This is a genomic window from Rothia sp. HMSC076D04 (assembly GCF_001814645.1).
Lineage (GTDB): Bacteria > Actinomycetota > Actinomycetes > Actinomycetales > Micrococcaceae > Rothia > Rothia mucilaginosa.
In genome coordinates this window covers 121,156-133,511 of record NZ_KV817370.1, presented here as the reverse complement: position 1 = coordinate 133,511, position 12,356 = coordinate 121,156, and the positions used below count along the sequence as shown (strand labels likewise).

Here is a 12,356-nt window from a genome sequence, read left to right as displayed (position 1 = left end):
GTGTACGGTCTAGCGGTGCTCAGCGCCCTGTCGAGTGCAGAATCCGAAAACGGTACCGTAACGAATCGTCACGAACGGTAATCCAAACGTGCAGCCGGATGTGCGGGTTGGATGCGGGGCCTGAAAGCTAGAGCGGGCGCACGTGCCAGCCGATACGGCGCGAGTCCCTGCCCGAACCGATGCGGGTAAAGACCAGCGTTGCCGGACGGTAGGTAGGCTCCTGTGCACCCGAAGAAGAATTAGCATTCTTTTTCTGTTTTTTCTTAGAGGTCTTAGAACCTGCAGAACCCAGCAGGCGTGCACGCAACTGCTCCGGAACAATATCCACGCCACGCTTTTTAATCGTCAGCGCCGTAAAGCCCTGCTCACGCACCCAACGCTTCAGCTGCTTCTCCTGCAGGGGAATCTCCTCCAGCACCTCGTAGCAAGCAACCAGTGGATGCTCCACCGGCTTGGCAGAACACAGGTACGCCAGGTGCTCATCCAGCAGATGCGCACCAATACTCTGCGCAAACTCAGCGACCAGATGCGAGCGCACAATCGCCGGGGCAGGCTCCAGAAGGTATTCGCCCGGCTGCGGCAGGGATACCGGAACCTCCACGCTCTGCTGAGCCTCTGCTGCCGTGAGGGGGCTACGGAAGCTGACCGCCTCGTAGGGCGGTAGTAGGGCGCTGGTTTTCTTGGAGTCTTCGTTAGAGCTTTCGTTGGGGATTTCCTCGGGGCTTTCATCGAGGTCGGCTTCTTCAACGGGCAGCTCATGCACCGAAGTTGCGGTGCGAGCCACCCCCTCCTGAGCCAGTGCGTTAAACCAGAGCACCAACTCGGCGAGGGATCCCTCCGACTGGATCCACTCCGCCTCAACGCGCGGGTTGGGGTTCGCCTCCGACGCAATATCTTCGGGCGAGGGGATGCCCTCATGAGGAAAACCGGGGCCCAACTTCACGCCCATCGGCACACCCGTACGCGCCAGATTCAGCACGAATGAGAACGGGGGAGAGAACGCCTCCGGATCAAAAAGGCGCTCCGTCTGGGCCTTCTTCGCACCCCGCAACTCGCGGCGCGCCGGGTCCATCCACACAATGCCCACCGGCTCACCGGCAGCGTCCAGAAGTTCACCGTGCACATAATCGGTCACATCCCCCGAATACACGCGCGCCTGCGGGCAAAACTCAAGGTTCTTCGCCGCAAAAGAAGCCGTCAGCGGATCCAACTCCACCGCAACCACGGCACCGCGCTCCGCCGCATACACGGCAGAATCCGAGGCGATACCGCACCCCAAATCAGCCACCGTGCCGGCAACCGGGCGCAGACGCTGAGCGCGATAATGCGCAATCACCGGGCGGGTCGCCTGCTCCGCCGCCTCCTGAGTGAGCATGAGGGTGCGGGCGCGCTCGCCGAACTTGGCGCGCGCACGGGTACGAGCCTGCGCCAGCGAAATAATCTGCGCAGACTCCTCGGGGCTGAAACCTCGCGAACGCAAAGAAGTAACGGCGCTGAGCGTATCCGAGCCCAGCGGGTAGAGCTCATCGGCTGCCGCGAGCGCTTCGGCACTGAACGGAAGCTTGGCGGCGGGAGTAAAAGGGGATGCGGGAATAGGCATGCTCCTCATTTTACGGGGTGCCGATTTTGGGAGGTGGGAAGCCCGATCTGCTCGGTTTTTTGCTCAGCGTTCGCCTTGCGGTGAAACACCCCGGCAGAAGGGCGTTTTTCTTGACCGAAAGCACAGGTGAAACTAGAGTTGAGGTAACACTCGAGACAGTCATTGGGCGCGCCACTGCGCCGCTGTCTCGCATCAAACGTAAATCCACAACCCGGAGGAACCGATTATGGCTATCAAGCCCCTGGAAGACCGCGTCGTTATCAAGATCGAGCAGGCTGAGCAGACCACCGCATCCGGTCTGGTCATCCCCGAAACTGCGAAGGAAAAGCCGCAGGAAGCACGCGTTGTCGCCGTTGGCCCGGGCCGCGTGGATGAGAAGGGCAACCGCATTCCCGTAGACATCAAGGAAGGCGACGTTGTCGTGTTCTCCCGCTACGGTGGCACCGAGGTTAAGTACCAGGGCGAAGAGTACCTGATTCTCTCCGCACGCGACGTTCTGGCAATCGTCGACTAATACTTTCAGATGCTCATGCGCCGTACCGCTCATCCGGTACGGCGCATGAGCTATCATCTGCCCCTTAAAAATTTCCTTTCTGTGACGCACTAGGAGTAGCGAACACATGGCTAAGCAGCTTGAATTCAACGATGCCGCCCGCAAGTCCCTGCAGGCTGGCGTCGATAAGCTGGCAAACGCGGTCAAGGTAACCCTCGGCCCGCGCGGGCGCAACGTTGTGCTCGACAAGCAGTGGGGTGCACCCGTCATCACCAACGACGGCGTGTCCATTGCTCGCGAAATTGAACTGGACGACCCGTACGAAAATCTGGGCGCCCAGCTGGCGAAGGAAGTCGCCACCAAGACCAACGACGTAGCCGGTGACGGCACCACCACCGCAACCGTGCTCGCACAGGCACTGGTCAACGAGGGCCTGCGCAATGTTACCAGCGGCGCGGCACCCGCCGACGTCAAGCGCGGCATTGAGGCTGCTGTGGAGGCTGTTTCCGCACGCCTGCTCGAGAACGCACGCCCCGTGCAGGGCCCCGAGGTGGCGCACGTTGCCGCTATCTCCGCCCAGTCCGAGCAGATCGGTGAGCTGCTGGCTCGCGCCTTCGAGAAGGTCGGCCAGGACGGCGTCATCACCATCGAAGACGGCTCCTCCACCGAAATCGAACTGGACATCACCGAAGGTATGCAGTTCGACAAAGGCTACCTCTCGCCCTCCTTCGTCACCGACGCTGAGCGCGGCGAAGCAGTGCTGGAGAACAGCCTCGTGCTGCTCTACCAGGGCAAGATTTCCACCATCGCAGAAATCATGCCCGTGCTCGAGAAGATCGTTCAGGCGAAGAAGCCGCTGACCATCATCGCAGAAGACGTTGACGGTGAGGCGCTCTCCGCGCTGGTCGTGAACAAGCTGCGCGGCACCATCAACGTGGTCGCTCTGAAGGCTCCCGGTTTCGGTGACCGCCGCAAGGCAATCATGCAGGACCTGGCAATTCTGACCGGCGGCACCGTCGTGACCGGCGAGCTCGGCATTGACCTGCCGCAGGTCACCCTGGAGCACCTGGGCTCGGCACGCCGCGTGACCGTCACCAAGTCCCACACCACTATTGTGGACGGCGGCGGCGACCCCGAGGCAATCGAGGACCGCGTGCAGCAGCTTCGCCGCGAAATTGAGCGCGTGGATTCCGAATGGGACCGCGAGAAGCTCAAGGAGCGCCTGGCTAAGCTTGCCGGCGGCGTGGGCGTTATCAAGGTCGGTGCCGCAACCGAGGTTGAGGCCAAGGAGCGCAAGCACCGCATCGAGGATGCTGTGTCCTCCACCCGTGCAGCTCTGGAAGAGGGCATCGTCTCCGGCGGCGGTTCCGCACTGGTTCACGCGCTGAAGGCACTGGACGGTATGGACCTGGGTAACCACGACGCAAACGTGGGTGTGCAGATTGTCCGCCGCGCCCTGGTTCAGCCGCTGCGCTGGATCGCTGAGAATGCTGGCGAGGACGGCTACGTCATCGTCTCCAAGGTCTCCGAGCTGCCCGTGGGTCACGGCTTCAACGCCAAGACCGGCGAGTACGTGGACCTCATCGAAGCCGGCGTGATCGACCCGGTGAAGGTGACCCGTTCGGCTCTGCAGAACGCTTCCTCCATCGCGGCTCTGGTGCTGACCACCGAGACCCTGGTGGTTGAGAAGCCCGAAGAAACTGAAGAAGACTAAATAGTGTGTGTGCCCGGTGCCGCCCCTCCACTATGGAGGCGGTACCGGGCACTCGCTGTCGGTAGGCTCGGATGCGCTCGCGTTCGTGGGGTGCTAGAACCTGCCGGCTGCCTCCCGCTGAGGGGTGCTTGCTATGAGTGCTTCTCAGCAAAGAAACCTTTAGCGGTTTACTATAGAAGGTAAGCTGTTCCCGTTTGCGCTCGAATCACCTTGTGGGGTGCGAGCAGACGGGTCGTACCGCATCTTGACATACGCAACGTATAGGCTGAGCTTCTCACCGATGAAGCCAGCATCCGAAAGGTAGACAATGACCATTCCCACCGCTCTGTCCGAGGATCCCTTCGGCTTCACCGGCCTGACCTACGATGACGTGCTGCTGCTGCCCGGCAACACCGACGTCATCCCCTCCGATGCGGACACCTCCACCCGCCTGTCCAAGCGCATCACCCTGAACACCCCCATTATTTCCGCGGCAATGGACACCGTGACCGACTCCGCTATGGCAATCGCTATGGCACGTCTGGGCGGTATGGGCGTTATCCACCGCAACCTCTCCATCGAGGACCAGGCTGCACACGTGGACCGCGTGAAGCGCTCCGAGTCCGGCATGATTATCAACCCCGTCACCATCGGTGCTGACGCAACCATCGCCGAATACGACGAGGTCTGCGGCTACTACAAGGTCTCCGGTCTGCCCGTCGTCAGCGAAGAGGGCGTGCTGGAAGGTATCATCACCAACCGCGATATCCGCTACATCTCCCGCTCCGACTACGAGGGCATTCGCGTCCGCGACATCATGACCCCCATGCCGCTGGTCACCGCGCACCCCGGCGTCACCAAGGACGAAGCATTCGCGCTGCTGTCCCACAACAAGATTGAGCGTCTGCCCCTGGTCGACGACGCAGGTAAGCTCGCCGGTCTGATTACCCTGAAGGACTTCGTCAAGACCGAGCAGTACCCCCGCGCCACCAAGGACGAGGACGGCCGTCTGCGTGCCGGCGCTGCTATCGGCTTCTTCGGTGACGGCTACGAGCGTGCAATGACCCTGGTCGAGGCAGGCGTCGACGCACTGTTCGTGGACACCGCAAACGGCCACTCCCAGGGCGTGCTCGACATGATTGCCCGCCTGAAGAAGGACCCCGCCGCAGCACACGTGGACGTCATCGGTGGCCAAGCTGCAACCCGCCTGGGCGCACAGGCAATCATTGACGCTGGCGCTGACGGCGTGAAGGTCGGCGTTGGTCCCGGCTCCATCTGCACCACCCGCATTATCGCCGGTGTTGGTGTTCCCCAGGTGACCGCTATCAACGAGTCCGCTAAGGCAGCAATCCCGGCAGGCGTGCCGCTGATTGCTGACGGCGGTATGCAGCACTCCGGCGAGATTGGTAAGGCACTGGTTGCTGGCGCTGACTCCGTGATGCTCGGCTCCCTGCTGGCCGGTACCACCGAGTCTCCCGGTGAGCTGATCTTCATGAACGGTAAGCAGTACAAGGCATACCGCGGCATGGGTTCGCTCGGCGCAATGCAGACCCGCGGCCGTCACAAGTCCTTCTCCAAGGACCGTTACTTCCAGGCTGACGTCTCCAGCGAAGAGAAGCTGATTCCCGAGGGTATTGAGGGTCAGGTTCCCTTCCGCGGCCCGCTCTCCGCAGTGATTCACCAGCTCGAAGGCGGCCTGCGCCAGACCATGTTCTACGTCGGTTCCCGCACCATCGAGGAGCTCAAGTACAAGGGTCAGTTCGTGCGCATCACCCCCGCAGGTCTGAAGGAATCGCACCCGCACGACATCATGATGACCGTTGAGGCACCGAACTACCGCCGCTAAAACGCATCACTAACGATGATTCGCCGCATGGCGTGCACACCATGCGCCGTTGAGCCCGCCCCATACCCGCTCGGGTATCGGGGCGGGCATCGGCGCGAATAACGCCCAGCGGCACCCCTCAAACCGAATTCGAAAGGATTCACCCCATGTCTGAAATTCAGATTGGCCTCTCCAAGAACGCCCGCCCCACCTACTCCCTGGACGACGTGGCGCTGGTGCCCACCCGCCGTACCCGCGACCGCCGCGACGTCGACACCTCCTGGCAGATTGATGCCTTCAAGTTTGACACCCCCATCATTGGTGCGCCCATGGACTCGGTCATGTCCCCGGCGACCGCCATCGCACTGGGCAAGCTGGGCGGCCTGGGCGTGCTGAACCTCGAGGGCCTGTGGACCCGCTACGAGGATCCGCAGCCGCTGCTCGACGAGATTGTTGAGCTGCCCGAGGCGGACCCCGCCTCCGCAACCACCCGCATGCAGCAGATTTACTCCGAGCCGATTAAGCCGGAACTGATCACTGCACGCCTGGAAGAGATTCGTGACTCCGGCGTGGTCGTTGCAGGCTCCCTGAGCCCGCAGAACACCCAGGAGCACTACGAGACCGTGGTGAAGGCGGGCGTTGAGCTGTTCGTCATCCGTGGCGCGTCCGTCTCTGCTGAGCACATTTCCACCTCGCACGAGCCGCTGAACCTGAAGAAGTTCATCTACGAGCTCGACGTTCCGGTCATCGTTGGTGGCGTTGCTGGCTACTCGCAGGCTAAGCACCTGATGCGTACCGGCGCAGCCGGCGTGCTGGTGGGCTTCGGCGGCGGTTCCGCACAGACCACCCGCCAGGGCCTGGGCATCTCCGCACCTATGGCAACCGCTATCGCCGACGTGGCTGCGGCACGTTCGGACTACCTGGATGAGTCCGGCGGCCGCTACGTACATGTGATCGCTGACGGCTCCCTGGGCCGCTCCGGCGACATGGTGAAGGCGCTCGCACTGGGCGCTGACGCTGTTATGCTGGGCGCTCCGCTGGCTCGCGCATCCGAGGCTCCCGGCCAGGGCTGGTACTGGGGCAACGAGGCGCACTCGCTGGACTTCCCGCGCGGCGTACGCACCCCGCTGGGTGTTGTCGGCTCCCTGGAGGAAGTCCTGTACGGTCCTTCGCACCACGTGAACGGCACCAGCAACATTGTCGGCGCGCTCAAGCGCGCAATGGCTAACTGCGGTTACCTGGACCTGAAGAAGTTCCAGAAGGCGGAACTGACTGTGGTTCCCTCCTACCGCGGCTAATGTAGCTTCATGAATCACCGCCCGGTGGTTGGTGGGTTTATCCCTCCGACTACCGGGCGGTATTGTTTTGACGTGCTCTTTTAGGTAGGGGTTGAGTCACTGTCTTTGGGAGAATGGAATTTATGCCATGTTGTGAAACTTTCTCATTTTATAGTGACTGGGATTATATTTTCACTGTAGTGTATCTAATAAGGATATGGCTAAGGTCTATATTCTTTGAAAGAACTTCTGCAAAACTGCAAGTTCAATACCATATGGATATACCTATCGAAGGAGATTAGAAATGGGTATCTTCGCTCCCCCTGTTAAGAAGGTTCTTGCTGCTGCCGCGTTGAGCGTGACGGCCCTGACTGCCGTTCCTGCCGCAACTGTCCCGGCTGCGGCGACTGTTGTTGAGGTGCATGGTGGTACTTGGGACTATGGTTCGTCTATCTGGGGTGTGTGGTCTCGTTATTACCACAAAGAAGCACGGCATAGTGCAACCGTTTGGGGAAGTAACTGGGTTTACTCCGGATGTAAGAAGCCCTTTACCACTGCTAGGGCTTCGTCTGGTCATTCTTGGGACCACACTAACGAGGCTTACTATAACAACCATTGTTAGAGATGAGCGCGTTGGATGTTCTATAGCGTATTCGCAATATGGCCCTGCAAATGATGCAGGAAGCTAATATACAAAATATTTGGCGGGCCGTCTGAGTGAATCTATCAGGCGGTCCGCCCATATGACAGAAATGAATCCCCATGCTTAAGTGCCGATTCCGATTTGGCCGGTATGTATCGGCCCTCACCTCAGTTTATCTATGGGCGGCCCTCGCCTCCATTGTGTTCCCTTTCTTCATGCTTCTGAGTATCAACTCGGAGATGTCTCTTGGGCATACCCGTAACCTCCAGATTCCTTCAATCAGCGAAGGCGTAGATACTCGCAAATTTCTAGAGGATATGTGTCAGGAAGCGGAGAAGAACAGTATCGCTATAGCTCGTCGCACCCTTGATGTGTCAGATACTCGGCACGGTATCGTACTCGAATTCTGTGGTGCCGAAAATACTGTACGTGGGTGGGAACAAACAGGATACCCTTCCTATACCCCTGAAGACCGCGTTGAGGTCAAAAGGCTTAATCCGGGCAAGGTTGCAGAAGCGCGAGGTCTCTACAACCTTTATGGCGGTAGTGAGCAACAACGCGCCCAGCTACTCGCTACCCTGCGTGAAAATGGTGCGCATACAACGGAATACGATGTTCTCAATCTCCGAAGTATTGCAGGGTACTACATGGGAACCTCAGGCGGGTATGCCTTTATTGCAACATGCCTAGCCCTTAGTACGGCTCTGATTGGTGCCATATTCCGGCAGACGAAAAAAAGCGCGCGCCTGCGTCTGCATGGGGCATCCTTAAACCGTGTCTACGGTGCACAGCTGCTAGAGTCGGGGCCTGCTATTCTTTGTGGAATTCTGGGCCTCTATGCCCTTTTCTATACATTCCTCGCCCTGTACAATTCGTGGGCTTTTGCAGCTTTGACGCTGAAAGTTCAGCTTATCCTGTTGTGCTGGATGTTGGGCCTTATGCTTCTGCTGCATTATGTGGCTTGTGCACTTACTGTAGCTATACCTATTGGACAAGCCCTTAAAGGAAAGGTACCTACGCGTATTACCTATGCGGCTAGCTGGGCGTGCCGCTCTTTGGCGCTCATTCTTGTTGTTGCTACTCTAATCACTTTGGCTTACACGACTCAGCAAGTTCATGCACTCAATCAAGCCCGCCCCGCGGTGCTTCAGGGTAACGGATATAGTGTGTCCTTTAATGGTTTCCGGTATAAGACTAGTGACATCCAGAACCTTCAGGGCTGGAGTAAAGAACAAGTAGAATCTGATAACGTCATCCTCGCTAGTGCGGAGAACCCTGTCTATACATCCCCTGAATCGATTGAAGCTTATAGAGCCGGAAAGGATGAATCAGCCTCTCTGAAATCTGATCAGAGCTTGGGTCGTACCTTTCTGTACGTGAATCGTGAATACCTGGATAGTAATCCTGAATCCCTGCCAGCAGGTTTACCTCCTCTTGAAGACCTGGAAGGTCGTAGTGGTCTTAGCGTCTACTATCCCCAGGAATTGGAAAAGCACACTGATGATATAAGGCGCCTTGCTTCTAGTACTTTTGACTCGGCTGATAGCTCTTCTTCCTCGAATAATTTAGAAGCTTCACGTGCTGAGCTTTCGGAGTTGAGGGCATATGAGTCTGTAACGAGGTCCTATACATATGGTGACGGTACTAAAGCGAACTACTTTGTGCAGAACCCCATCATTGTGTATGTCCCGAAAACTGTGCTGACTGACAGAATGGAGATGCTCGTTGCCGCCTTCAGTCAGAACGGGGCATTTATTAAGGACCGGCAGAAAGCTCTTGAATCTCTGAAGGGTAGTGCAGCTCGAAGCTACGTAGGTGAAATTCTGCCGGTGAGCGAAAAATATTTTAGTCTCACAAGCAGGATGCAGAGCGAACAACGCATTAGCTTGTATGCGCTCATCATCCTTTCCGTTTTGTGTCTTGTGACCCTTCTGGAGTACGCACGTGTGTACTGCGCAGAACATCAGCAGCGTATCGCTCGTTCCTTTACCTACGGTATGCATCCGACCCGGACTTTCCGTGGGGTTCTCATTGGGGAGGCGGTTTTGACGATTCTTGTCATTAGCTATGGGGTCCTCCAACTAACGAGTTTGGCCCACGAGCAGTATCTCAATGCTGGGGCTGAGACTGCATCTGTTATTGCAGTACTGGCAACGGTACTCTTCACATCCACTGTTATTGTGTCGATTGGTATGAGTTTATGGGCCTTTGGCAGAGGCTACCGAGTTACTGTTGCCAATCATGCGCGAAAGGAAATGTACTGATGACGTCCATCTTAAAAACAGAAAATCTGCTGGCCGTAAGCGGGGGGTCTGTGCGTATTGCAGGACATCCTATTTTTGCTGATGTCCATATTGCCGTAGCTCCAGGACAGATGCTAGCCCTAACTGGTGCCTCAGGAAGTGGCAAGACCACTCTCCTTAACTGTCTAGGGACCCTGACCGACTTTACTGAAGGGGAATATACCTTCCAAGGAACAATGTTGAGCGGCTCATCATCGCGAACCCGCCGTCATTTCCGCCGTGATAGTCTAGGATATCTCTTCCAGAACTATGCCCTGGTAGAAGGGGAGAGTGTTGAAAAGAACGTCCTCGGACCGCTCGCGGTTATGCCGCGTTCGCAGCGTCCGAGCCGCAAAGAGCTAGAGTCCGTCCTCGCCCGGGTCGGTTTGTCTGGGCGAGAGAAGTCTCTTATCTACCAACTCTCGGGTGGTGAGCAGCAGCGCGTGGCGCTTGCTGGGCTTATGTTGAAGCAGCCATCCCTGATTCTGGCAGATGAGCCGACCGGCGCGCTGGACGCCGAGAACGAGGCGCAGGTACTTGATATTCTGCGGGAGCTGGTGAACGCCGGGGCCTGTGCCATTATTGCTACGCACAGCGATGCGGTGGCTGACTTCTGCGACCGGCGTATTGATATGTCTCAGTTCAAGGGATAAACGAAGAGAATTGTTTTTATAATGTACCGCCTGGCTATGGAGACGTTAACTCCGTTGCCGGGCGGTGCTTTCTTATATCGCTGTCTTGATGCGGTGGAATGACCGGCAAAGTGCGGAATAGTTCCCGCGCCGCGGGCATTCAACCCCACAACGCGATAGCGTAAAATAGATATATCCCCGCGCAAGTGCGCGGATTAGTACCAACACGTTGAGGTAATTTTCGTGACCAACTCTGTGAACCTGGACCAGCTCGAAGAGCGTCCCGTCCTGGTGGTAGATTACGGTGCACAGTACGCGCAGCTCATTGCTCGTCGCGTGCGTGAAGCCGGCATCTACTCCGAAATCGTCCCCCACTCCATGAGCACCGAGAAGATGCTCGCCAAGAACCCGGCAGCTATTGTGCTCTCCGGTGGCCCCTCCTCGGTCTACGCCGATGGCGCACCCAAGGGCGACAAAGCCCTGTTCGAAGCTGGCGTGCCGATCTTCGGTATCTGCTACGGCTTCCAGGTGATGGCTCAGACCCTCGGCGGCACCGTCGCCCAGACCGGTCTGCGCGAATACGGCGCAACCGACGCTGTGGTCTGCGCTGAGAACTCCTCCTTCCTCACCGGCACCCCCACCACCCAGAACGTGTGGATGTCTCACGGTGACTCCGTGACCGAAGCCCCCGAAGGCTTCGAGGTGCTGGCAAAGACCCCCGGCGCATCCGTGGCAGCATTTGTGGACGAGTCCCGTAAGCTCGGCGGCGTGCAGTGGCACCCCGAGGTGAAGCACTCCGACTACGGCCAGGTCGCCCTGGAGAACTTCCTCTACAATGTGGCAGGCCTGAAGCCCACCTGGTCCACCAACAACATCATCGAAGAGCAGGTCGCAAAGATCCGCGAGCAGGTCGGTAGCGACCGCGTCATCTGCGCGCTTTCCGGCGGCGTTGACTCCTCCGTGGCAGCAGCGCTTGTGCACAAGGCTGTCGGCGACCAGCTCACCTGCTTCTTCATCGACCACGGTCTGCTCCGTGAGGGTGAGCGCGAACAGGTCGAGCAGGACTACGCAGCATCCATGGGCATTAAGGTCATCACCATTGACGAGTCGGAGCGTTTCCTCTCCGCACTCGAGGGTATCACCGAGCCCGAGGCGAAGCGTAAGGCTATCGGCCGCGAGTTCATCCGCTCCTTCGAAGAGGCACAGCGCAAGCTGATTGCCGAAGCAGGCGAAGAGGGCGCAGACATCAAGTTCCTGGTCCAGGGCACCCTGTACCCGGACGTTGTCGAGTCCGGCGGCGGCGACGGCACCGCAAACATTAAGAGCCACCACAACGTGGGCGGCCTCCCCGACGACCTGACCTTCGAACTGGTGGAGCCGCTGCGCACCCTGTTCAAGGACGAGGTTCGCGCTATCGGTCGTGAGCTCGGCGTTCCCGAGAAAATCGTGGCACGTCAGCCGTTCCCCGGCCCCGGCCTGGGCATCCGCATTGTCGGCGAGGTTACCCGCGAGAACCTGGAGACCCTGCGTGCCGCTGATGCTATCGTGCGTGAAGAGCTGACCGCAGCAGGTCAGGACGAGCACATCTGGCAGTGCCCCGTGGTTCTGCTGGCTGGCGTTCGTTCCGTGGGCGTTCAGGGTGACGGCCGTACTTACGGTCACCCGATTGTTCTGCGCCCGGTCTCTTCGGAAGACGCAATGACCGCTGACTGGTCGCGCCTGCCGTACGACCTGCTGGCTAAGATCTCGAACCGTATTACCAACGAGGTCAAGGACGTTAACCGAGTGGTGCTGGACGTTACCTCCAAGCCCCCGGGAACCATTGAGTGGGAGTAATCCCGCTGTGGGCTACCTAGCTTTGTAGCTGGGAGCCTGTGAAGGAGCCGCCCGGTGCATCCTGCTGTGATGCGC

9 protein-coding genes are annotated in these 12,356 nt (G+C 58.6%); 8 read left to right on the top strand and 1 reads right to left on the bottom strand.

The window, feature by feature from the left end; all coding sequences use genetic code 11:
• Positions 1 to 127 precede the first annotated feature (127 nt).
• The gene (locus HMPREF2980_RS06710; protein ID WP_070691000.1) at positions 128 to 1,609 is read right to left on the bottom strand and encodes a class I SAM-dependent methyltransferase; all 1,482 of its coding nucleotides are present in this window, start codon (positions 1,607 to 1,609) and stop codon (positions 128 to 130) included.
• 217 nt (positions 1,610 to 1,826) lie between these two features.
• Here HMPREF2980_RS06710 and groES point away from each other — a divergent pair, with 217 nt between their 5' ends.
• From groES to guaA, 8 genes are all read left to right on the top strand, one after another.
• Complete coding sequence (gene groES, locus HMPREF2980_RS06705; protein ID WP_005505066.1) at positions 1,827 to 2,114, top strand: co-chaperone GroES; 288 nt, start codon at positions 1,827 to 1,829, stop codon at positions 2,112 to 2,114.
• Positions 2,115 to 2,220: 106 nt separating this feature from the next.
• Positions 2,221 to 3,807 carry a chaperonin GroEL gene (gene groL, locus HMPREF2980_RS06700; RefSeq protein WP_049327584.1) on the top strand — a complete coding sequence of 529 codons (1,587 nt, stop codon included), beginning with the start codon at positions 2,221 to 2,223 and terminating at the stop codon, positions 3,805 to 3,807.
• Between the two features lie 307 nt (positions 3,808 to 4,114).
• Positions 4,115 to 5,632 (top strand): IMP dehydrogenase, encoded by a 1,518-nt coding sequence (guaB, locus tag HMPREF2980_RS06695; protein ID WP_070690998.1) that lies wholly within the window; start codon positions 4,115 to 4,117, stop codon positions 5,630 to 5,632.
• Between the two features lie 146 nt (positions 5,633 to 5,778).
• Entirely contained in the window at positions 5,779 to 6,909 is a 1,131-nt protein-coding gene (locus HMPREF2980_RS06690; RefSeq protein WP_070690995.1) for a GuaB3 family IMP dehydrogenase-related protein, read from the top strand.
• Between the two features lie 283 nt (positions 6,910 to 7,192).
• On the top strand, positions 7,193 to 7,510 hold the full coding sequence (locus tag HMPREF2980_RS09745) for a lactococcin 972 family bacteriocin (RefSeq protein WP_083311161.1): 318 nt from the start codon (positions 7,193 to 7,195) through the stop codon (positions 7,508 to 7,510).
• Between the two features lie 140 nt (positions 7,511 to 7,650).
• Positions 7,651 to 9,795: a hypothetical protein gene (locus HMPREF2980_RS06685; RefSeq protein ID WP_070690992.1), complete on the top strand. Its 2,145-nt coding sequence runs from the start codon at positions 7,651 to 7,653 to the stop codon at positions 9,793 to 9,795.
• Entirely contained in the window at positions 9,795 to 10,466 is a 672-nt protein-coding gene (locus HMPREF2980_RS06680) for an ABC transporter ATP-binding protein (RefSeq protein ID WP_083311159.1), read from the top strand. The genes HMPREF2980_RS06685 and HMPREF2980_RS06680 overlap by 1 nt, the downstream gene beginning before the upstream one ends.
• 222 nt (positions 10,467 to 10,688) lie before the next feature.
• A complete protein-coding gene (gene guaA / locus HMPREF2980_RS06675) occupies positions 10,689 to 12,281 on the top strand; it encodes a glutamine-hydrolyzing GMP synthase (RefSeq protein ID WP_070690988.1) in 1,593 nt (530 codons plus the stop codon).
• Positions 12,282 to 12,356: the final 75 nt, after the last annotated feature.

Coding starts and splice junctions, on each gene's coding strand:
- HMPREF2980_RS06710 (WP_070691000.1), bottom strand. CDS start 1,609: ATGAGGAGCATGCCTATTCCCGCATCCCCTTTTACTCCCGCCGCCAAG.
- groES (WP_005505066.1), top strand. CDS start 1,827: ATGGCTATCAAGCCCCTGGAAGACCGCGTCGTTATCAAGATCGAGCAG.
- groL (WP_049327584.1), top strand. CDS start 2,221: ATGGCTAAGCAGCTTGAATTCAACGATGCCGCCCGCAAGTCCCTGCAG.
- guaB (WP_070690998.1), top strand. CDS start 4,115: ATGACCATTCCCACCGCTCTGTCCGAGGATCCCTTCGGCTTCACCGGC.
- HMPREF2980_RS06690 (WP_070690995.1), top strand. CDS start 5,779: ATGTCTGAAATTCAGATTGGCCTCTCCAAGAACGCCCGCCCCACCTAC.
- HMPREF2980_RS09745 (WP_083311161.1), top strand. CDS start 7,193: ATGGGTATCTTCGCTCCCCCTGTTAAGAAGGTTCTTGCTGCTGCCGCG.
- HMPREF2980_RS06685 (WP_070690992.1), top strand. CDS start 7,651: ATGCTTAAGTGCCGATTCCGATTTGGCCGGTATGTATCGGCCCTCACC.
- HMPREF2980_RS06680 (WP_083311159.1), top strand. CDS start 9,795: ATGACGTCCATCTTAAAAACAGAAAATCTGCTGGCCGTAAGCGGGGGG.